The following is a 22,151-nucleotide window of genomic DNA, read 5'->3' on the forward strand; positions in this document are numbered from 1 at the left end:
ATTAAAAACTATAATCCAAGGCCTTTTCTTTCGTCACCTCCCATTAGTATTTCAACAGGATTGTCGATACCTTCTTTTACCGCTACAAGGAATCCTACAGATTCTTTACCATCGATAATTCTGTGGTCATAAGACATTGCTACATACATCATTGGTCTGATTACTACCTGTCCATCAACAGCTACTGGTCTCTGGATGATGTTGTGCATTCCTAAGATTGCAGATTGTGGAGGGTTGATGATTGGAGTAGACATCATAGATCCGAAAGTACCACCATTGGTAATTGTGAAAGTACCACCAGTCATTTCATCAACAGTAATTTTACCGTCTCTTACTTTTACAGCAAGATCTTTGATGTTGGCTTCAACTCCTGCAAAAGACATATTTTCAGCGTTTCTCAATACCGGAACCATTAATCCTTTAGGACCTGAAACCGCAATTGAGATATCACAGAAGTCATAGTTTACTTTGAAGTCTCCGTCAATAGATGCGTTTACATCCGGATACATTTGTAATGCTCTTGTCACTGCTTTTGTAAAGAAAGACATGAAACCAAGTCCTACTCCGTGTTTTTGAGCAAATTCTTCTTTATATTGTTTTCTTAATCTGAAGATTTCAGACATATCCACTTCGTTGAAAGTCGTCAACATTGCCGTTTCATTTTTTACAGAAACCAGTCTTTGAGCGATTTTTCTTCTTAAAACTGAAAGTTTAGTAGTAGTGGTAGTTCTTGCACCTGTAGCTGTCATAGGGCTTCCTCCTAATGCAGGAACCGCTGCTAATTCAGCATCAGTTTTAGTGATTCTTCCGTCTCTTCCTGTCCCTGAAACCTGAGCAGCATCCATTCCTTTTTCGTCAAGGATTTTCTTAGCAGCCGGAGATGGAGCTCCTGTTGCATAAGTTTGTGGTGCCGCTACCGGAGCAGCAGCTTTCGGAGCTTCTTGTTTAGCAGGTTCAGCAGCTTTTGGAGCTTCTTCCTGTTTTGGAGCTTCAGCAGCAGGTGCAGCACCTTCTGGTCTTGCAGCATCCATATCAATTAAACAAACTACCTGACCTACTTGTACTACATCACCTTCTTCTGCTTTTAAAGTGATAATACCACTTTGTTCTGCAGGCAATTCAAGAGTTGCTTTATCTGAATCCACTTCGGCGATAGGTTGATCTTTTTCTACATAATCACCATCTTTTACAAGCCAAGTTGCAATTTCAACTTCTGTAATTGATTCGCCCGGGGAAGGAACTTTCATTTCTAAAACTGACATATCGAGTATTTTTTATTTTTTAATTGGATATTATTTAAATTAAGCTGTAACTGGTCTTTTTGCAGGAGCATCATCTCTGTCGAAAACTCTGTTGATCACTGCATTTTGGTTTTTCTCAAACATTTTGTGGCTACCTGGAGCCGGAGCACCACTTGGTACCGGAGCAACTACCTGGATTCCTGTATCTCTGAAGTTTCTCAGGATATAAGACCAAGCCCCCATGTTTTCAGGTTCTTCCTGAGCCCATACTAATTGTTTTCTGTTTTCGTATTTGTTGAAGATGGCTTCAATAGCATCTGCCTGTAGCGGATATAACTGCTCAAATCTTACTAATGCGATATTTTCACAGTTTAGCTCTTCTTTCTTCGCTAGCAATTCGAAATACAGTTTACCTGAACAAAGAACTACTTTTTCTACTTTTTTAGGATCTGCTGTTGGATCGTCCAATACTGGCTGGAATACACCGTTTGCAAAATCTTCAAGCGGAGAAACCACTTTAGGATGTCTCAATAGAGATTTAGGACTCATTACAATCAATGGTTTTCTAAATGCCCATTTCAACTGTCTTCTTAATAAATGGAAGTAGTTGGCAGGTGAAGTAATATTCGCTACCACCATGTTTTCGTTAGCACAAAGGGTAAGGAATCTCTCCAATCTTGCTGAAGAGTGCTCTGCACCCTGCCCTTCTGAACCGTGAGGCAATAACATTACCAATCCGTCCTGGATTTTCCATTTTTCTTCTGCCGCAGCTAAATACTGGTCAACGATAATCTGAGCACCGTTCACGAAATCTCCGAACTGAGCTTCCCAGATTGTCAATGTATTTGGAGAAGCCATTGCATATCCGTAATCGAAACCTAGAACACCATATTCTGAAAGGTGAGAGTTGAATACATCAAATCTGCTTTCAGAAACGTGTCTTAATGGGATATATTCTTCTTCTGTATCTTCAGTTTTTACCACAGCATGTCTGTGAGAGAATGTTCCTCTTTCAACATCTTCCCCTGAGATTCTTACATTGTGACCTTCTACAAGAAGTGTTGCATAAGCTAACCACTCTCCTAGCGCCCAGTCTAATGAGTTTCCATCAATAGCTTTGATACGGTTATCGAAAAGTCTTGTAATTTTATTGATGAACTTTTTATCAGCTGGAAGTGTTGACATTTTAAGCGCCAATTCTTTCAGCTTCGCTAAGTCATATTTTGTATCTACCGGTAACTGAACAGCTCCTCTCTTACCAATTGGATAATTTACCCAATCTTCAGCCATGAACACATCCATTACGTTTTTCTCAATCTCTTTAGAAGCATCAAAATCTTTATCTAAGAGCGCTTTGAATTCCGTTTCCATTTTAGCAATTACATCGTTGGAAGTAATGCTGTCTTTAAGCAATTTATCTTTATAAATTTCTCTTGGATTCGGGTGTTTTGAAATGGTTTTATATAGATTAGGCTGAGTGAATCTTGGTTCATCACCTTCGTTGTGACCATATTTTCTATATCCTAAAAGATCGATATACACATCTTTTCCGAATTTTGCTCTGAAATCAGCAGCAAAGTGGATGGCGTGAACAACCGCTTCAGCATCGTCAGCATTTACGTGCATTACAGGAGATTCTGTAACTTTTGCAATGTCTGTACAGTACGTTGAAGATCTTGCATCCATGTAGTTCGTAGTAAATGAAACCTGGTTGTTTACAACGATATGAACGGTACCTCCTGTTCTGTATCCTTCCAATGTCATCATCTGAGCCACTTCATAAGCAATACCTTGTCCAGCAATAGCACCATCACCGTGGATGATGATTGGCAATACTTTAGAATAATCTTTGTATTTGTCATCTACTTTTGCACGGCAGATACCTTCTACAAGGGCAGCTACTGTTTCAAGGTGAGATGGGTTTGGCGTAAGGTTGATGCAAACTTCTTCTCCTGAAGCCGTTTTGATTTTTTTAGATGATCCTAAGTGATATTTAACATCTCCTGAGAATACATCTTCTTCGAATTCTTTTCCTTCAAATTCTGAGAAGATCTGCTTGTAAGATTTTCCGAAGATATTCGTCAGTACATTTAGTCTACCTCTGTGAGCCATTCCTAATACCACTTCATCTACTCCTAACTGAGAAGATCTTGAGATCAGCTGATCTAAAGCAGGGATTAATGTTTCACCACCTTCCAATGAGAATCTTTTTTGTCCTACAAATTTTGTGTGAAGATAGTTTTCAAAAGCAACCGCCTGGTTTAATTTTAATAAGATTTCTGTTTTTTCGTTTGCAGAAAGGCTTGGGTGGTTTTCATTTACCTGAAGCCATCTTTTAATAAAATCTTTTTCTTCAACATTGTTGATGTACGTATATTCTACTCCGATAGAATCACAGTAGATGCTTTCAAGGTGTTTGATCAAATCTGCTAAAGTAGCAGGTTCTTTCATTCCTGTTTCTACAGCACAGTTGAATTTTGTATTTAAATCTTCTTTAGAAAGACCGAAGTTTTCGATGTCTAAAGTAGGTGTATAGTGTCTTCTTTCTCTAACTGGGTTAGTCTTTGTAAAAAGGTGCCCTCTTGTTCTGTAAGCCTCAATAAGGTTTACTACTTTAAATTCTTTCTTGATATGTTCAGGAACTTCTCCGTTTGATACTGCCTGAGAAATCTGTTGTTGTACTGCCGGGGCAGCGTTGGCCGGAGCCTGAATAAACTGAATGTTATCGTCATCTCCGTAGTTCTCCAAAGCAAAATCGAAGCCTTGAAAGAAAGCTTTCCATGATGGTTCTAGAGAGTCCGGGAATTTTAAGTACTGTTGGTATAAATCCTCAATTAACTGAGAATGAGCTGCGTTTAGGAATGAAAATCTGTCCATTATTACAGTTTATCTATTTATTAAAATTTATTTGTAGAATTAATCTTCAAATTTAATAAAAAAAACCGAGTTAGAACAGTCTGAAACCGTTAAAAAAACTTAAGAAAAAATAAATTAAGAAAAAATTACTTATACACTGATAATGAGAGTTTAACATTCACCTCCTGTCCTTCCATCGGACGTTCAATAAAGGTCTGACGGATATCTCCGAAGCGCATCTCATCTTTTTTGGCTTTCTGAATCAGTTGCTGGATTGCCCGAATTCGTCCCTCATAGTTCCCTTTGTAGTACATTACGTAATTTTGAGACGGATTTACGGACCTAAAATTGAAATTATTGTCAGACACTCCAATTTTCTTAGAAAGTGGAATTCCGAGGAAATAAGAAACCTCTTTGTCTTTGTAATTATCTGCGTCTGTAATCAGAATAGGATATCCGAATTCATCATCTCTTTTTCCAAGGTCCATCGTTACGAAATTATATACTTTGTTATAATTCATCACAATATTTTTGTAGAGCGCATCTTTTTTATTCGAAGTACTTACATTGATTCCCAGCAACAGTTTGTCTTCTTCATTTTCTACCATGAGACTGTCGTACTTAATAGCCGCCATTTGGTTATCTTTTTCTACTTTATTTTCTAAAGAGTTTTTAAGGTTCGCCATACTTTTATTGATATTCTCAGCAAAACGGTCTTCAGTCCAGAAGTTTTCCACCCTTTTCCAGACAGAAAGTTTCGGGGTGTGTACGTACCAGATGATCTTTGTTTTTTCTGCAGAAACCGGCTTAAATTTAACGTCAACTAATGTTGGATTTTCATTTTCATCCTCAAACAGCTGATATTTCAATGTTTTATTGAGGTTCTCATACCTGATGAACATTTCTCCATCGGTATTATTTTTAGGATCTACATAACTGATGGCACTTCCCTGCCCTTCATAAGGCGTATAATAATCAATATCTATAGAAGATGAGCTGGTAAAAAAGTTATTCCATCTCGTAAAATTCTGAAGGTTATTAAACTGAACAAAAACCTTCTCCACCGGATAATCGATCTCTTTTTCTATGGTAAAGTTTTTACTTTCATCCACAAAATAATACATGGAAGCAGCATAAGCTCCTCCCAAAAGAATAATAATTACCGCTAAAATTTTAAAAATACGCATCGCACAAAAATAATACAAATAAAAAGAGTGAACAATATACAGATTGTTTTGAAAAAAAATAATGCATTAAAAAATATTGATTTAATGATTAATATCAAATAATCTGTGGTATGTATGGTATGCATATTGTTTTTTGGAACGCCTTAATTTTATTTTTATGAAGAAGTTATGTACATTTCCATTGGTTTTGTTATCATCAGTTGTATTTTCCCAATACTCAATTTCTGAAATCCCACAGGATGGATACCTGAAAGACTTTGATATCGCAGTTGACATCATTCAGAAACAGCATCCAAATCCTTACAGATTCCACAGCAAGGAAATTATTGACAAAAAAATAGATTCTCTCCGTAATATTGTTAAAAAAGATCCAGGCTATATCAGCCTGCTTATGAACAATCCTGCGAGAATCATTGGGGACGGACACAGTTCCTTCAGTGCAGATTCCAATTATTTTGAAAACATTCTAAGTTCTCTTTATTTTTTTCCTCTGCAGACTTACGTACAGAATGGCCAACTATTTGTGAATGGATCCAACCCTTATGCTATTGAAGTGGGAAGCGAGATTATTGAGATTAATAATACAAGTTCTTCAGAGCTTTTAAAGGCTGTTCCTAAAGCTGCGGACGGAAATATTAAAGTGGAAGATGTAGATATGTCTTTTTACATTCCTTTTGTCTTAAAAAACCAGACCAATGATTTCACCTTGACATACAAAACACTTAAAGGAGAACAGAAAACTGCAAAAGTGAAAGGAATTAAGTATCCGAGATACTATTATGAAAGCAGGCATTCTGTATTGCCTGTTGATCTGATTTCAGAAAGCTATGGAATTTATGGTTATTCCATTGATTCTGAAACGTACTATTTGTCTGTAAAATCTTTTTCTTATGATGAAAGCTTTTTATATGAAAGGCTAAAGAAATTTTTCCAGGAAATGAAGGATCTGAAAGCTAAAAAACTCATCATAGACATCCGTAATAATTCGGGTGGAGCTATCAGCAATGTCCCTTTGCTGTATTCGTTCATTGCTAAAGATAAAACATTCAATAATGAATATCAGTACGGAACTAAGGTTGTTGACATCAATTACAAAGATTATCTGGTAGATCCTCAAACCAGCCGTTATTATTCTGATAAAGATATTGCGGATCAGAATAATTTCATGAGACAGCGATTTGACAAAGCAGAAAAAGGAGATTATTATTTTGGAAACTCAAGGCTTGATAATACGTATATAAAAAGTTACCCGAGAGACGGAATATTTTTTGACGGGAAAATTATTTTACTGATCAATAACCGTACTTTCTCTGCAGCCACTTATTTTGCATCGTTATTTAAAAGTGAAAAAAGAGGGAAAATTATAGGAAAGGAAACCGGCTCTTGCAGCAATTTCACTACAGCCGCATGGTTTCTTACCTACAGACTACCCAATACCAAGTCTGTTATTTCTATTCCAAGAACGGAAATCTTCTTTAACAGTAATGATAAAGAGAATGTTGCCAAATGTACAGGTGTAATTCCTGATCATGCCGTTAGTACCAGCTTTTTCTTAGAATCGTTAAAAGAGCAAAAAGATCCTGAATTAGAATACTCATTGACTTTGTTTTCCAAATAGAAATACTTAGCAAAAAAAAGAAACCAATTTAGGTTTCTTTTTTTTGCTTTTTGGTTAAAAGTTTCACCACTTAATCAGAAAATCTTTCTCTGATTCTTTGCTTTTCTTATCCAATATGTGTTCCCGGAGCAATCACAGCTCCTTTTTTTACAACGACAATCCCATCCTGTACGGAATAAGTACCATAATCTCCGTCCGGAATATGTTTTCCGCCTATGATTTTGACATTGTCACCAATGTAACAGTTTTTATCAAGGATTGCTTTTTCTATATAGCAATATTTCCCAATTCCCATATTAGGGCGGCCGCCTCTGTCATTCAGGACGATTTCCGTTGTGTTTTGGTAGAAATCAGCTCCCATGACGTAAGAGTTTACGATGGTACTTCCTTTATCAATTCTTGTTCTGTTTCCGATCACGGAATTTTCAATTTTATCTGCCATGATAATACATCCGTCTCCAAAAACAGCCTTACTTACATAGGAACCGTTGATTTTTGATGGCGGAAGCATCCTTGCTCTGGTATAAATAGGAGAAGAAGAAAAAAGGTTAAACTGTGGCAGATCCAGACAAAGATCTAGATTCGCCTCGTAGAATGACTCTATGGTTCCGATATCCGTCCAGTAGCCTTCATACTGATAGCTTAATGTCTTATATTTTCCAATAGAACTTGGGATGATATCTTTTCCGAAATCATCGCCAGCACCTTCATCAAACATCTTTTTAAGGATATTTTTGGTGAAAATATAGATTCCCATAGAAGCCAGAAACTCTTTTCCGGTGTTTTTATTTTCATCTGAAACTTCAGATTTCATACCTTCCAGCATATCATAACCCGGCTTTTCATAGAAAGAGGTAATATTTCCTTCGTCGTCGGATTTTAAGATCCCAAAACCTGTGGCATCTTTTGCATTCACCGGAATGGTAGCAATAGTAAGATCGCCTCCGTTTTCAATATGAAAGTCGAGCATTTCCCTGAAATCCATTTGATACAGCTGATCTCCTGAAAGAATAAGAATATAGTCATAATCATATTTTTCAAGATGTTTCATCGACTGGCGTACAGCATCTGCAGTTCCCTGGTACCAGCTTTCATTTTCCACGTTCTGTTCGGCTGCGAGAATATCCACGAAACCTTTGCTGAAGATATCAAAATGATAAGAGTTCTTAATATGTGAATTGAGAGAAGCAGAATTAAACTGCGTTAAAACCAAAATTTTATTTAGTCCTGAATTCAGGCAGTTTGAAATAGGAATATCAACCAGTCTGTATTTTCCTGCGATAGGAACAGCCGGTTTTGATCTGGAATATGTTAACGGGAATAGTCTTGTCCCTCTGCCTCCTCCTAAAACAATGGAGATTACATTTCGATTCATAAATATCTTGCGTTTTTTATTTTATTAAGTTTACGGTTCTGTTTTTAGTGTTTACTGCTAATTTAAAGCATTCTTTATTTTCATATTTCAGATTTGAATTGATCACTACCACTTCATACTCTCCCTGATCATTCAGTTCTTTAACCTGTTTATCCACATCATCAATCGGAATGTTATAGTCTCTCAACTTGCTCCTGAATAATTTGTTTACAATCAGAACATCCATTACATCTGCACTTTTCATAACAAAATTTTCTAAATCCTGATGATATTTTGCTTCCCAGCCTTTACCATATTTCTTTGTGATAGCAGCCAGTGTTTTTTTATTGGCTCTGTTTATCTTTTTTTCCAATTCATCATTAATAATACATCCTCCGGCATGCACTGTTTTTATTTTCCATTTCTCAGAAATACCATAAGCTGCTTCTTCGCCATACCTATCTTTAAGACCGGATCCGTACAGCCAGAAATAGCCATTACGAAGTCCGTCATCTTCTTTTTTACAGGAAGAAATTAGCATTATGATGAGTAGAAAGAAAAAAAACTTTCTCATATTTAGCTATTATATAAAGCTATGTATTTTTCTGCAGATTTCTCCCATGCAAAGTCAAAATTCATGTTGGCATGGATAAGATCTTCCATGACCCCTTTTTGATTATAAATCGCCATTGCCCTGTTCATCGCATGTACAACATCATCTACACCGGGATAAGTAAAGTTAAGCCCCGCTCCTCCTGTTGAAATATCTTCCACAGTATCTCTGAGTCCTCCTGTATATCTTACCACCGGCACAGTTCCGTATCTCATGGAATACATTTGATTCAGCCCGCAAGGTTCTACTCTGGAAGGCATCAGAAGAAAGTCTGCCGAGGCATATATCTTATGGGAAAGATGTTCTTTATATCCCAGATCCAGGGCAAAATTGGTATATGTATAGTCGTATTCTTTCAGTTTATTTTCAATATACGTATTTCCTGAACCCAGGATCATTATATTTAAAGCTCCATAGCTTTGCTTTATACTTCGCCATACAACATCCGGCAGCAGGTCTGCTCCTTTTTCCGTGGCAAATCTTCCGATAAAAGCAAATAAAGGAAGTTCGGGTTTCAATCCATATTCCTTACAGAGTTTTTCTTTATTTTTTTTCTTCTGAGCAACAGCATTTTTACTGTTAAAATTAAAATCCAGCATCGGATCGGTTTCCGGATTCCAGACTTCAGTATCAATACCGTTGATGATTCCATATGCTTTTCCGAATTCCTGACGAACCAGACTTTCCAGTCCGCGGAAGCTGATGAAAAGTTCTTCAAGATATCCTTCGGAAACGGTGGTAAAAGCATCGGCACATTTAATCATACTTGCCAGAGGATTCATGAATCCGTTCCAATCCATCAGTCCCCATTTGTAATGATCAAAAGAAGGCATATAATTGGCCATTCCCCAGCTCATCATTCCCTGATATTCTCCGTTATGAATGGTTCCTATTGTTTTTACGCCTTTTAAGAATCTGAATTCGGAACAGTTTTCTACCATAAAAGGCACTAATCCTGTATGATAATCATGACAGTGCAGTACATCCGGACGAATCTCCATCGCACACAACCAATGGAGCACTCCATGCTGAAAAGCCATAAACTGGAAGCTCTCATCCTGATAGCCGTAAGGATTATCCCGGTCTAATAATCCGGGAACTCTTACCATATAGAGTTCAAATCCCAAAACATTGGTCTTTTCTTTCAACACCTGAACCTGCAGCATATTCGTACCCTGATGGATAAACCCATCAAAAACCACATCGAATTCGTGATCATGAACAAAAGGTTTATTGTAATAAGGCATCACTACTTTTGCCTCTATTCCTTTTATTTTATTCTGATACTTTGGTAACGCTCCGACTACATCTGCCAGGCCACCTACTTTTGCTACAGGATAACATTCTGTACTTAAATGATAAACAACCATTCTTTATCTCTTGTGTTTAATTCTATGTAATTTATACTTTTTATCTTTCTTCTGCCGTAAAATAATTCCTGCCAATGGAGGTAACTTTACCGTCATTGTCTTCGGATGCCCTCTCCATTCTTCATATTTCTCTTCCAATATTTCAGGTTCTACTCCGCTTCCGCTAAATATTTCATCATCGGAACTTAAAACAACTTCCCAGTGTGTGCCTGCAGGAATCCCGATTTTATAATCCAATACTTTTGGGGCAAGGTTTAAGGCAACCATCATCACATCATCTCTCTTTTTACCTTTCCTTAAATATACATATACTGAGTTTTCCAGATCGTCTGCTTCTACCCATTCAAAACCATGCTTATCAAACTGATTTTCATAAAAGGCTGTTTCTGACCTGTACAGGTGATTAAGTTCTTTAACAATCTCCTGCATTCCTTTATGAACAGGATATTTCAATAAATGCCAGTCGAGGCTTTTGGTAAAATTCCACTCACTGGTCTGCCCGAATTCATCCCCCATAAAAAGCAGCTTGGCTCCTGGATGGGTATACATATATACATACAAGGTCCGCAGATTGGCAAATTTCTGCCATTCATCGCCTTTCATTTTATAGATCAGACTTGCTTTTCCGTGTACGACTTCATCGTGTGACAAAGGCATCATATAATTTTCATTATACATATACATAGAAGCAAATGTTAGTTTATGGTGATGGAATTTACGGTTTGGAAAGTCTTCTTTGAAATAATCCAGTGTATCATGCATCCAGCCCATCATCCATTTCATTCCAAATCCTACACCACCATCATGAACAGGTTTTGTAAGCATAGGAAAATCTGAACTTTCTTCTGCGATTGTCATGATATTATTTCCAAATTCTTTGTAAACTGCTGTATTGAACTCCTGCAGAAAAGCTTTTGCTTCCAGATTTACATTAGTTCCATATATATTAGGCTCCCATTCGCCTTCATTTCTTGAATAGTCTAAATGAAGCATTGAGGTTACCGCATCCACGCGTAATCCGTCTGCATGATAACGATCCAGCCAGAACATGGCATTTGAAATCAGAAAAGACTTGACTTCGTTTCTTCCGTAATTGAAAATATGTGACTTCCAATCGGGATGAAATCCTTTTCTCGGATCTTCATGTTCATAGAGGTATGATCCGTCAAAGCGGTGAAGCCCGTTAGCATCTCCCGGAAAATGGGACGGAACCCAATCCAGAATAACACCTATTTCATTGTTATGAAGTTCATCAATGAGAAACATGAGATCCTGTGGAGAACCAAAGCGAGAAGTTGCTGCATAAAATCCTGTAATCTGATATCCCCAGCTTGGCTCGTAAGGATACTCCATTACGGGCATAAATTCTACATGGGTAAATCCCATTTCTTTTATATAAGGCACCAGCTTTTTAGCAATGTCCCGGTAGTTCAGAAAACGGTCAGGATAATCACCGTCTCTGACCCATGAACCAAGGTGCAGTTCATATACGGATATAGGAGCATCCAGCTTATTTCTTTCCCAACGGGAGTTCATCCATTCCTGATCCTTCCATTCATACCAAGTGGTAGAAACCAGAGAAGCTGCCTGAATATTTTGTTCCCAGCTCAATGCATAGGGATCACTTTTTTCCAGAATTTCGCCTCCTTCTGTTTCAATAGCATATTTGTATAATGTTCCCCAGGTTAATCCTTCAATAAACCCTTCCCAAATCCCTGATTCATCCCATCGGGGAAACAGAATATGATCTTTATGATTCCAGTTATTAAAATTTCCGATCACGGAAACTTTTTTTGCATTGGGTGCCCAAACTGAAAAATACACTCCCTTTACGCCATCTTTTTCTGCAGAATGTGCTCCAAATTTACCATACAGTTTATAATGCCTACCTTCTTTGAAAAGATATACATCATGATCGGTAAAAAGCGTGTAGGTCTTAACAGAATTCATCAAGATTGGTTGGTATTTATATTTTTCTTGAAACTACGAAAAATACTGACAATAGCGATGAATTATTCATCAAATAATTGTCAATTTCATTTCGTGTTTTGTCTATCTATCAAATATATCATTTTTTACCTCATATTTTTATGATTTCAAAACAATCTTTTTTATAAATTTAACCTCAACATTTTATTAAACACACACGATGAGGTTTGAAATTCATACAGAAGAAAAAGACGACAGACCGGTATTTATCACCGGAAATTTCAACAGCTGGAATCCCAAAGATTACGGTTTTCAGCTTAAAAAAATTGATCAGGCCAATTATTTTATAGAAATTGATGACCAGGCTCTTCCAGATGATATTGAGTACAAATTCACAAAGGGTGGATGGGAGAATGTAGAACTGGATCAATATGGAAATATCACTCCCAACCGGAAAGCAAAAAAATCGGCGGGTAAAACTTCTGATTCCGTAGAAAAATGGAGATTAAACTGGGGACCCTTCAAAGAAGAATATTACCCCACTGCAGAAGTAATTTCCGAAAACTTTTATATTCCACAGCTGGACCGTTACCGTAAAGTCTGGGCTCTCCTTCCTTACGATTATCATACAACTGATAAACGATATCCTGTTTTATACCTTCAGGATGCACAAAATTTATTCAATGAAGGAAGCGGTTTCGGAAATTGGGAAATTGACAAAAAACTATCTATCCTTGCAGAATATGGGCGTGGTGACCTTATTATCATCGCCATAGAGCATGGCAGTGAGGAAAGAATTAAAGAATATATTTTTGATAATGACCATGTAGCTAACGGTTCTGAAGGAAAAAAATACATCCGCTTTATTGCAGATACTTTAAAACCATTCGTGGATGAAAATTACAGGACTAAAAAAGACCGTGACAATACGGGAATCGGAGGCAGTTCATTAGGCGCACTGATCAGCATCTATAGTGGTTTTCTATATCCTGAGGTCTATTCTAAGCTATTAATCTTCTCTCCTTCTCTTTGGGTAGAACCGAATAACAACTTCCCTATGATGAATTTCCGGGTTCCTTTTAAGACAAAAATTTATCTTTATGGAGGAGGTCAGGAAGGATCCAAAATGGTCAAAAGGATTCATATTTTTGAAGAGTACCTGAAAAAATGGGAAGAGAAAAAGTTGTTTGATTTTGAATTTAAAACCAATATCAATCCTGAAGGTACCCATAATGAATTTTACTGGTCGCAGGAGTTTCCAAGGGCTATCGAATGGCTGTTCTATGACAATACAGAAAATCCTGTGGAAGTAAAGCCACAACAGCAAAGCATTAAAAACTAAACATATTAAAACCGCTGTAGAAAACTTTCTGCCGAACAGGAACACAATGAAGACAGCAGCCTATATGAATTTTAGAAAATATAACATCTATTTATGAAACTAATCAATAAAAAAAACAAAAATTACACTCAGATTTTTCACTTATTTACAGAAGAAGAGTGGACGAAAACGAGTAAAAATTTCAATAAAAATATTTCCACTTTTTTCACAGGAAAGAAGTATGAAGTCTTTGTGAATGCTCATGAAGAAGGAATTACGTATTTCATCGGATTAGGAAAATCTACCTTACAAAATTTCGAAATTCAGCAGGTAGCGGCCAAGTTTTCACAGACTCAGAAAGAAAAACTTCAGACCGTTCCTACGTTAACACTCGCTGATTTCTTGAATGAAAAGCAGTTCGAAGAATTTGTAAAAGGGCTGTTAATAGGAACTTACAACTACCCTTTTGATAAAAAACATGCTTTCTGGAATGCTAAATTTGAATTACACTTTGAAAATTTAAGTCAGAAAAAATTAGATCATATCAGCCAGAAAGCAGAAGCATTGGTTAACGGACAGACTGCCTGCCAGGACTGGCTCAACAAACCAGCCAATCTTAAAAAACCGGATATCTTAAGTGCGTACCTTAAAAATCTGGCCAAAAAATATGAATTAAAATACACTGCATTCAACAGAAAAAAATGTGAAGAACTTGGGTTAGGTGCTTATCTTTCCGTTAATCAAGGAAGTGCCTATGATGCAGCTTTCACTATTCTGGAATATAAAACTACAGTTAAAAATGCCAAAACTTTCGGTCTGGTAGGAAAATGCATTCTGTTTGATACGGGAGGAATATCAATAAAAAGCTCTGCCAACCTGCATTATATGAAATCCGATATGGGAGGTGCTACAGCTGTTTTGGGAACATTAATTTATGCTGCTGAAATGAAGCTTCCGGTGAACATCATCGCTGTTCTTCCTATTACCGATAATGCTGTTTCTGAAAAAGCCCTGCTTCCAAGTGATGTCATCACAGCCTACAACGGAAAAACCATTGAAGTGCTTGATACCGATGCGGAAGGCAGACTGATTCTTGCAGACGGATTGTCTTACCTTTCCAAAAACTACAAAACAGATTTCCTGATTGACCTGGCTACTTTAACGGGAAGCTCTGTAAGAATGTTTGGAGATACCTGTGCCGCAATGTTCTCCAATAATGAAGAGTTAAAAAATAACCTGATCAAAACCGGAGACCAAACCCATCAGAGAGTATGGAATCTTCCTTTATGGGATGTCTGGAAAGACGATATTCAGTCTGATGTAGCTGACATGAAAAACATCTCCCTAAAACCTGTAGGAGATTGTATTATCGCCGCGAAATTCTTAGAGCAATTCATTGAAGATCACCCTAAATGGGCGCATCTGGATATTGCCGGAGTAGCCTTTGGAAGTGTAGGATATGCTAAAGAAAAAGCAGCAACAGGTTTTGGAGTTCAACTCCTTGTGAATTTAATTGAAAATTATCACTAAAAATTAGTTTTTTACAAAAAAACTCTGTATAATTGATTAGTGGATTTTCAAAACCATACAATATTTTATTTTTTTCTATTAATAAAATAATAAATAAATGCTTTTATTTTTGAAAATTCACTAAATCTTAAAAAACATTATATGGAGAAGAAAATCATTGTGTGTATTTCGTGCTATTACAAAGGCTACGATTTTATGGACGAAATGAAGAAGCTCGGTAATAAAATCATCCTTGTAACCTCCGAAAACCTCAAAGAAAAAAACTGGCCTTGGCATGCTATTGATGAGGTATTCTATATGCCTGAGCTAAAACCTTCCGTCTGGAATCTGGATCATCTGATCCAGGGGTTTTCCCACCTAATGAAAACCAGAAAAGTGGATGCTGTGGTAGCCTTAGATGATTATGATGTAGAAAAAGCTGCATTGATCAGAGAAACCTTCCGTATTCCCGGAATGGGACAAACGACACACCGTTATTTCAGAGATAAGCTTGCCATGAGACAAAAAGCGAAGGATTCCGGAATCAATGTTCCTGAATTTACAGCTATATTCAATGATAACGAAGTTGATGAATTTACAGACCGTATTTCGGCACCATGGGTTCTGAAACCCCGTTCAGAAGCCTCTGCATCCGGAATCAAGAAAATAACTTCCAAAGAGCAGCTGTATGAGGCATTGGAAACATTAGGAGAAGAACGTCATCTTTTCTTACTGGAAAGTTTTAAACCCGGAGACGTTTATCATGTAGACAGTCTTACTTTTAATAAAAAAATTGTCTTTACTTCCGCTTCAAAATATCTGGCTCCTCCTATGCAGGTTTCCCATGAAGGCGGAGTATTCCGGTCCAAAACTTTAGGAAGATACTCAGAAGATTTTAAAGCACTGGAAGAAATAAATGCCAGAGTTCTTTCCAATTTCGGACTGATTAACGGGGCCACCCATACAGAATTTATCCGTGGGAAAGAAGATGGAAAATGGTATTTCCTTGAAACCTCATCACGAGTTGGCGGTGCTCATATTCCAGATTTGGTAGAAGCTTCAAGCAGCATTAATATCTGGAGAGAATGGGCCAAAATTGAAGATGCCCTTCTGAGAGGAAATGATTACAGTGTTTCTCCGCCTACAGGATACTACTCTGGACTGATTGTCGCCCTGATCAAAGATAAAGAACCCAACTACAGCAGTTTTGAGTGTGAAGAGGTGGTAAAATTCCTTCCGATAGACTATCATGTAGGAATTGTTTATAAATCCGGAGATGCTTCCGTTGTACAGGACAGATTAGATTCAGCCGCCGAAATAATTCATGCAGATATGCTGAACATCCTTCCCCCCAAAAGCAATAAATTGAGTTCCTAAAGAATCAAGCGTGACATTGATATTCAAAATGTTATTGAATTCATAATATACAATCTGCCTGAAGATTCCATGCTAAAATGTAATTTAGAGAGCATAAGTTCTGGAAAATGGCAAAACATATTATCGGTTCGTAGATAAAGCACAATATTAAAACCAAACAAGGAAAAATGCCTCACATAGAACATACAGAGTATTATTCAAATATATTGGGAACAAGTCTCAAGGTAGAAGTGACCGGGCATTACGGCCATCCTATCATTATGTTTCCAACTTCCCAGGGACAATACACCCAGAATCATGATTTTCATCTTAACGGAAGTATCAACTGGTTTATAGAACAGGGAAAAGTAAAACTTTACAATGTACAGACCATCGACAGCTGGAGTTTTTATGATGATAAGATATCTCCTCAACAAAGGATAAGAAACTATGAACGATATGTACAGTTCCTGATCAAGGAATTTGTTCCTTACATACAGAAGCTTCACAAGACCCATCGCGTAGCTGTTGCAGGAGCTAGTTTTGGAGGGTATCATGCCGCCAATTTTGCTTTCAGGTTTCCCGATGTGGTTTCCCATCTGTTTTGCCTTTCAGGAGCGTTCACCATAAGAAATTTTATGGAGGGTTATTCTGATGATCTGGTCTACTTCAACTGTCCAAGAGAGTTTATAAGAAACGACGAAGCCTGGAAATACAAACATATGCATATAGTACTCAGCACTTCTGATCAGGATATATGCAAAGATAAAAATATTGAAATGGCTGAAATCCTGAGAGTAAAAGGCATAGAATTCTGGTATGATGAAAGAAAATGGATCGGCCACGACTGGCCGCTGTGGAGAATGGTCTTCCCTACATTTATAGGAACATTTTTCTCTTAAAAACAATAAAAAAACAAATAGAAAAAATAACACCCACCTTAAAAACAAAAATTATGACAAAAAAAGTAGGAATTCTTTTCGGTATGGAAGACACTTTTCCCTGGGCATTGATAGACAAAGTAAATGAACTGGGAGGTGGAGACATCATAGCTGAGCCCGTTAACATTGACAAACTGGAGCAGGGAGCAGATTATGGCTATGCAGTGATCATCGACAGAATTTCGCAGGACGTTCCCTTTTACAGAGCTTACCTGAAAAATGCAGCTCTTAACGGCACTTATGTAATTAACAATCCTTTTTGGTGGAGTGCTGACGAGAAATTCTTCAACAATGCCCTGATGTCCAAACTTGGCATTCCGCTTCCTAAAACGGTGCTGCTTCCGTCTCATGAAAGACCGGATAATACATCTGAAACTTCATTCAGAAACCTGAAATTTCCTCATGACTGGGAATATATATTCAATTATGTAGGATTTCCTGCGTATATGAAACCTCATGACGGAGGTGGCTGGAAAAACGTTTACAGAGTAGAAAATCCGGATGATCTTTGGAACAAACTAGGGGAAACAGAACAGCTGGTGATGATGGTACAGGAAGAAATCATCTTTGATGATTATTACAGAGTGTATTGCCTGGGCAGGAAATATGTTCACATCATGCCTTATGAACCCAGAAATGCCCCTCATCTGAGATATGCCACTACGCATCAGACTCAAGGTGAAGAACTTGAAAAGCTATTGAAAACCATTCATGATTACACCATTACTATGAATGAGGCCCTTGGATATGATTTTAATACGGTAGAATTTGCTGTAAGAGACGGTATTCCTTATGCCATTGACTTCTGCAACCCTGCTCCGGATGCAGACCGAAATTCTGTAGGAGAAGAAAATTTTGCCTGGATCATAGAGCACGCCGCAAAACTGGCTATTGAAAAAGCTAAAGAATATGTTCCGGGGAAACCTAATATTACTTGGGGAACCTTTGTGAAAAATTCCATAAAATAACATTGAAAAAGAATTAAAAAAACACAAAAAATGCATCAGTTTACTATTGGAATTGAAGAAGAATATCAGATCATCGATGTGGAAAGCAGAGATCTGGTTTCTCACGTTTCAAAAATCATTGAGGGTGGCAAGGCGGTTTTAAGTGAAAATTTAAAACATGAAATGCATGAATCCATGATTGAAATGGAAACAGGAATTTGTCAGAATATTCAGGAAGCCAGAGCAGAATTAACAAATTTAAGGCGTCATCTCATCAATATCGCCCATGAGCAGGGACTTCGTGTTTCCGGAGGAGGCACACACCCTTTTTCACACTGGTCTGATAACAATATCACCCAGGGAGAAAGATATATAAAAATCGTAGATGATATGGGAGATGTAGCCCGTGAAAATCTTATTTTCGGACTGCATGTTCATATTGGAATTCCCAACCGCGAAGAAGGGGTAAGAATTCAGAATGTCATGCGTTATTTTCTTCCTCACGTATATGCACTTTCCACCAATTCACCTTTCTGGATTGGAAGATATACAGGCTTTAAATCTTACAGACAGGAAATTTTTGTAAAATTCCCGAGAACCGGTATCCCGAGTTATTTTAACTCTCTGGCAGAATTCGACAGTTATGTAGATCTTCTGGTAAAAACGGGAACCATCGACAATGCCAAGAAAATCTGGTGGGATTTACGTGTACATCCATTCTATCCAACAATCGAATTCAGAATCTGCGATATGCCTTTAAGAATTGATGAAACCGTATGTCTTGCTGCCATCATGCAGAGTCTCGTTGCTAAAATTTATAAACTTCATCAGCAAAACCTAAGTTTCAGAAGCTATAGAAGATTGCTGCTGAACGAAAATAAATGGCGGGCCTCCAAAAGTGGTATCGAAGCTCATCTGATCGATTTCGGAAAAGAAGAATCCGTTCCTTATCCTCATTTATTGAAAGAACTTTTAGAGTTTATTGATGATGTGGTAGACGATTTGGGATGTCGTCATGAAGTGGAATATGCATGGAAAATTCTTGAAAACGGAACCGGTGCAGACAGGCAGCTTCAGATCTTTAAAGAAACAGGCGATCTTACAAAAGTCGTTGATTATATGATCTCTGAAACGGAGTACGGCATTACCCATGGCGAACCCGCTTCATAATTTTTTGGTAACTTTACAAAAAATATGATGTAATGAAAGATATTCGAATTGCTCTGCTGGACATGAACAATAATCATGTGAACCAAGGTTTTAGAAACATTAAAGAAATTTCTGAATCTTTTCAGCAGAACTCTGAAGAAAATGTTGTGATCAAAACATTTGATGTAAGATTTAAAGATGAAATGCCGGAGATCGGAGATTTTGACATTTTCATTTCTTCGGGCGGACCTGGAAATCCACATCGGGAAGGTCTTGCCTGGGAAGACAGATTTGCTTCTTTTTTAGATGCAGTTCTTGAGCATAACAAATACAATGAAGATAAAAAATATCTTTTCCTGATCTGCCATTCATTCCAGCTGGCAAGTATTCACTGGAAGCTGGGCAATATCTGCAAAAGAAAGTCTTATTCCTTCGGGGTAATGCCTGTTCACAAAACCGATGAAGGCAGAGAAGAGTTTTTATTCAAAAATCTTAAGGATCCTTTTTATGCCGTAGATTCCAGAGCCTATCAGTTTATCGAACCGGATCATCAGCGTTTCGAAGAGCTTGGAATGACCATCATGGCGATTGAAAAATTCAGACCTCATATCAATCTTGAAAGAGCCGTAATGGCGGTTCGTTTTTCGGAGGAAATATTCGGAACACAGTTTCACCCCGAAGCTAATCCTGAATCTTTAATTGAAAACCTGAAGGATGAAAAAAACAGAGAAGCCATGATTGAAAACTTCGGAATGGAAAAATATCTTGAAACCATGGACAGAATAGATGATGAAGACAAAATCATTCTGACCAGACATCAAATTCTTCCGAGATTTCTTCAGTTTGCAAAAAAAAACATTTTGAAAAAAGCTGAAACTTTGGCTTAAAAAGCTGGAAGCTGGAAGAAGGATGCCGGAAGTTATTATCGGTTAAGGCTGCATATTTTAGAACACCTACTATAGATTATCGGCCTTGAAGACTTCCCTCTACCAGCTCCCAGCTACCTATAACAATCGGGCAGAAATGTTCGATTTTTTAACATCACAAAGAAAAAAAATATGATTCCAAAATACAGAAAACAGTACAATCAGGCGTTTTCGGATGAAAAATACAATCAACTAAAAGGTATATTGGCTGAAAAAGGCGGAATAGAACCTACGTTCAGAGTTTCAGAAAGTCCTATTTTCCTTACTAAAGAGTTTGAAGCAAAACTTATTGATGCCAGCGAAAGTATCATCAGCCAGATTAAAGCAATGCCCGCAGAATTACTTCAAAAAGCCATTCCTGATAACTGCCGGGTTCCCAATGATACAGATCAGCCTCATTTTTTCACAATAGATTTTGGAGTCTGCAAAAGCGAAAACGGAGCAATAGAACCTCAGCTGATAGAGCTTCAGGCATTTCCCTCTTTGTATGCTTTTCAAAAAGTATATGAAGAGACGTACTGCGAGGTCTATCCTTTCCTTTCAGAAATCAAAAATCCGATGTCTCATGAGACATTTAAGAACTATTTGAAAGAACTGATTGTAGGAGATGAAGATCCTGAAAATGTAATTCTCCTTGAAATCTTTCCGGAAAAACAAAAAACTGCGATTGATTTTGCTCTGACAGAAAAATTATTAGGAATTAAAACAGTATGTCTGACGAAAGTGAAGAAAGAAGGACGAAAGCTGTATTACGAAAATAATGGTAAGCTTACTGAAATCAAAAGAATCTATAACCGTGTTATATTTGACGAACTGGACAATATTCCTGATCTTACCCCTGAATTTAATTTCCGGGAGGAAGTAGATGTCAAATGGATCACTCACCCCAATTGGTTCTTTAAAATCTCAAAGTTCCTTTTACCTTTACTTCAGCATCAGTTTGTTCCAAAGAGTTATTTCCTGCATGAATTCCCGGAAAATGAAAACCTTGAAGATTTTGTATTAAAGCCTTTATTTTCGTTCGCTGGAAGTGGTGTTAATTTAAATCCTACAAAAGAAATTACAGACTCTATTCAGGATAAAGAAAACTATATTTTGCAGAGAAAAGTGTACTATGAGCCTATTTTTGAAGATATCAACGGAGATTATTCAAAAGCAGAGATCCGTTTGTTGTATATTTGGCGGGAAAATGATGAACGCCCTATCCTATTGGAAAATCTTGGAAGAATGACTAAAGCCGCCATGGTAAATGTAGATTTCAATAAAAAAGATGCCATCTGGATCGGAAGTTCAAATGCTTTTTTTGGATAAAAACTTATAAAACTAATACTACATGGAAGAAAAGCCAACCGCTTTTGCAGAATTTGAAAACCACAGTTTAACACGAAGAAGGAACTTATTACCCACCTGGATTAAAATTTTCTTATGGATCTTTTTAATCGGAGGCGCACTAGCTGCCATTTTTATGATGGCAGGCTCTCTGATGACTCATATCTCTTTATCATTATATGGGATGGATGCTAATCATCCTTATTCCATGACAGGGTTTTTGATCTGCACCCTATTCATTTTCAAAGGTATTGTTGCCTATGGACTTTGGTTTGAACAAGACTGGGCAGCACAGGCAGCAATCATTGATGCCATTATAGGAATTGCTATCTGTCTCATTATGATGGCGATTATTCCGTTTGTTAATCCAGCAATCAGCTTTACCCTCAGATTAGAACTCATTCCTTTGTATTTCTATCTTGTGAAAATGCAAAAAATAAAGAAAACCTGGGAAAACTTATAAATACAAACCTCCGAAATTTCGGGGGTTTTACTTTTTATTCCT

General features: G+C 37.3%; 17 protein-coding genes. 10 read left to right on the top strand and 7 right to left on the bottom strand.

Features of this window, described 5'->3' with window-relative positions:
• Positions 1–8: 8 nt before the first annotated feature.
• The 3 genes from odhB to ODR02_RS19465 form a co-directional block, all read right to left on the bottom strand.
• Positions 9–1,262 carry a 2-oxoglutarate dehydrogenase complex dihydrolipoyllysine-residue succinyltransferase gene (odhB, locus tag ODR02_RS19455; RefSeq protein WP_105682114.1) on the bottom strand — a complete coding sequence of 418 codons (1,254 nt, stop codon included), beginning with the start codon at positions 1,260–1,262 and terminating at the stop codon, positions 9–11.
• A 39-nt stretch (positions 1,263–1,301) separates the two neighbouring features.
• A complete protein-coding gene (locus ODR02_RS19460; protein WP_309513207.1) occupies positions 1,302–4,118 on the bottom strand; it encodes a 2-oxoglutarate dehydrogenase E1 component in 2,817 nt (938 codons plus the stop codon).
• A 125-nt stretch (positions 4,119–4,243) separates the two neighbouring features.
• Positions 4,244–5,284, bottom strand: coding sequence for an SRPBCC domain-containing protein (locus ODR02_RS19465; RefSeq protein ID WP_209784241.1), 1,041 nt, complete (start codon positions 5,282–5,284; stop codon positions 4,244–4,246).
• Between the two features lie 157 nt (positions 5,285–5,441).
• On the opposite strand from ODR02_RS19465, the gene ODR02_RS19470 reads away from it, so the two are divergent.
• Complete coding sequence (locus ODR02_RS19470; protein WP_309513208.1) at positions 5,442–6,902, top strand: S41 family peptidase; 1,461 nt, start codon at positions 5,442–5,444, stop codon at positions 6,900–6,902.
• Between the two features lie 106 nt (positions 6,903–7,008).
• Here the strand turns inward: ODR02_RS19470 and ODR02_RS19475 are convergent, their stop codons facing one another.
• The 4 genes from ODR02_RS19475 to glgB are packed head-to-tail and all read right to left on the bottom strand — an operon-like array spanning position 7,009 to position 12,189.
• Positions 7,009–8,277: a glucose-1-phosphate adenylyltransferase gene (locus ODR02_RS19475; RefSeq protein ID WP_309513209.1), complete on the bottom strand. Its 1,269-nt coding sequence runs from the start codon at positions 8,275–8,277 to the stop codon at positions 7,009–7,011.
• 16 nt (positions 8,278–8,293) lie between these two features.
• Positions 8,294–8,830 (bottom strand): FEKKY domain-containing protein, encoded by a 537-nt coding sequence (locus ODR02_RS19480; RefSeq protein WP_209784238.1) that lies wholly within the window; start codon positions 8,828–8,830, stop codon positions 8,294–8,296.
• 2 nt (positions 8,831–8,832) lie between these two features.
• Positions 8,833–10,239, bottom strand: coding sequence for a glycogen synthase (locus tag ODR02_RS19485; protein ID WP_209784237.1), 1,407 nt, complete (start codon positions 10,237–10,239; stop codon positions 8,833–8,835).
• A gap of 3 nt (positions 10,240–10,242) precedes the next feature.
• Positions 10,243–12,189 (bottom strand): 1,4-alpha-glucan branching protein GlgB, encoded by a 1,947-nt coding sequence (gene glgB / locus ODR02_RS19490; RefSeq protein ID WP_209784236.1) that lies wholly within the window; start codon positions 12,187–12,189, stop codon positions 10,243–10,245.
• A 199-nt stretch (positions 12,190–12,388) separates the two neighbouring features.
• Here glgB and ODR02_RS19495 point away from each other — a divergent pair, with 199 nt between their 5' ends.
• The 9 genes from ODR02_RS19495 to ODR02_RS19535 all read left to right on the top strand — a co-directional run bounded on the left by ODR02_RS19495 (position 12,389) and on the right by ODR02_RS19535 (position 22,109).
• Positions 12,389–13,510: an alpha/beta hydrolase gene (locus tag ODR02_RS19495; RefSeq protein WP_209784235.1), complete on the top strand. Its 1,122-nt coding sequence runs from the start codon at positions 12,389–12,391 to the stop codon at positions 13,508–13,510.
• Between the two features lie 93 nt (positions 13,511–13,603).
• Positions 13,604–15,019, top strand: coding sequence for a leucyl aminopeptidase family protein (locus ODR02_RS19500; RefSeq protein ID WP_209784234.1), 1,416 nt, complete (start codon positions 13,604–13,606; stop codon positions 15,017–15,019).
• Between the two features lie 141 nt (positions 15,020–15,160).
• Complete coding sequence (locus ODR02_RS19505; protein WP_209784233.1) at positions 15,161–16,375, top strand: ATP-grasp domain-containing protein; 1,215 nt, start codon at positions 15,161–15,163, stop codon at positions 16,373–16,375.
• Positions 16,376–16,542: 167 nt separating this feature from the next.
• A complete protein-coding gene (locus ODR02_RS19510) occupies positions 16,543–17,256 on the top strand; it encodes an alpha/beta hydrolase-fold protein (protein WP_209784232.1) in 714 nt (237 codons plus the stop codon).
• 53 nt (positions 17,257–17,309) lie between these two features.
• Positions 17,310–18,263: an ATP-grasp domain-containing protein gene (locus ODR02_RS19515; protein ID WP_209784231.1), complete on the top strand. Its 954-nt coding sequence runs from the start codon at positions 17,310–17,312 to the stop codon at positions 18,261–18,263.
• A 30-nt stretch (positions 18,264–18,293) separates the two neighbouring features.
• Positions 18,294–19,412: a carboxylate-amine ligase gene (locus ODR02_RS19520; protein WP_047374342.1), complete on the top strand. Its 1,119-nt coding sequence runs from the start codon at positions 18,294–18,296 to the stop codon at positions 19,410–19,412.
• A gap of 32 nt (positions 19,413–19,444) precedes the next feature.
• Complete coding sequence (locus ODR02_RS19525) at positions 19,445–20,278, top strand: type 1 glutamine amidotransferase (protein WP_209784230.1); 834 nt, start codon at positions 19,445–19,447, stop codon at positions 20,276–20,278.
• Between the two features lie 171 nt (positions 20,279–20,449).
• Positions 20,450–21,628: a hypothetical protein gene (locus ODR02_RS19530; protein ID WP_309513210.1), complete on the top strand. Its 1,179-nt coding sequence runs from the start codon at positions 20,450–20,452 to the stop codon at positions 21,626–21,628.
• Positions 21,629–21,650: 22 nt separating this feature from the next.
• Complete coding sequence (locus ODR02_RS19535; RefSeq protein WP_209784228.1) at positions 21,651–22,109, top strand: hypothetical protein; 459 nt, start codon at positions 21,651–21,653, stop codon at positions 22,107–22,109.
• The last annotated feature ends 42 nt before the right edge of the window (positions 22,110–22,151 follow it).

The sequence above is a fragment of the Chryseobacterium sp. CFS2 genome (assembly GCF_036543225.1).
Lineage (GTDB): Bacteria > Bacteroidota > Bacteroidia > Flavobacteriales > Weeksellaceae > Chryseobacterium > Chryseobacterium culicis_A.

Coding starts and splice junctions, on each gene's coding strand:
- ODR02_RS19515 (WP_209784231.1), top strand. CDS start 17,310: ATGACAAAAAAAGTAGGAATTCTTTTCGGTATGGAAGACACTTTTCCC.
- ODR02_RS19460 (WP_309513207.1), bottom strand. CDS start 4,118: ATGGACAGATTTTCATTCCTAAACGCAGCTCATTCTCAGTTAATTGAG.
- ODR02_RS19530 (WP_309513210.1), top strand. CDS start 20,450: ATGATTCCAAAATACAGAAAACAGTACAATCAGGCGTTTTCGGATGAA.
- odhB (WP_105682114.1), bottom strand. CDS start 1,262: ATGTCAGTTTTAGAAATGAAAGTTCCTTCCCCGGGCGAATCAATTACA.
- ODR02_RS19535 (WP_209784228.1), top strand. CDS start 21,651: ATGGAAGAAAAGCCAACCGCTTTTGCAGAATTTGAAAACCACAGTTTA.
- ODR02_RS19510 (WP_209784232.1), top strand. CDS start 16,543: ATGCCTCACATAGAACATACAGAGTATTATTCAAATATATTGGGAACA.
- ODR02_RS19480 (WP_209784238.1), bottom strand. CDS start 8,830: ATGAGAAAGTTTTTTTTCTTTCTACTCATCATAATGCTAATTTCTTCC.
- ODR02_RS19500 (WP_209784234.1), top strand. CDS start 13,604: ATGAAACTAATCAATAAAAAAAACAAAAATTACACTCAGATTTTTCAC.
- ODR02_RS19520 (WP_047374342.1), top strand. CDS start 18,294: ATGCATCAGTTTACTATTGGAATTGAAGAAGAATATCAGATCATCGAT.
- ODR02_RS19495 (WP_209784235.1), top strand. CDS start 12,389: ATGAGGTTTGAAATTCATACAGAAGAAAAAGACGACAGACCGGTATTT.
- ODR02_RS19465 (WP_209784241.1), bottom strand. CDS start 5,284: ATGCGTATTTTTAAAATTTTAGCGGTAATTATTATTCTTTTGGGAGGA.
- ODR02_RS19525 (WP_209784230.1), top strand. CDS start 19,445: ATGAAAGATATTCGAATTGCTCTGCTGGACATGAACAATAATCATGTG.
- ODR02_RS19485 (WP_209784237.1), bottom strand. CDS start 10,239: ATGGTTGTTTATCATTTAAGTACAGAATGTTATCCTGTAGCAAAAGTA.
- ODR02_RS19475 (WP_309513209.1), bottom strand. CDS start 8,277: ATGAATCGAAATGTAATCTCCATTGTTTTAGGAGGAGGCAGAGGGACA.
- ODR02_RS19505 (WP_209784233.1), top strand. CDS start 15,161: ATGGAGAAGAAAATCATTGTGTGTATTTCGTGCTATTACAAAGGCTAC.
- ODR02_RS19470 (WP_309513208.1), top strand. CDS start 5,442: ATGAAGAAGTTATGTACATTTCCATTGGTTTTGTTATCATCAGTTGTA.
- glgB (WP_209784236.1), bottom strand. CDS start 12,189: ATGAATTCTGTTAAGACCTACACGCTTTTTACCGATCATGATGTATAT.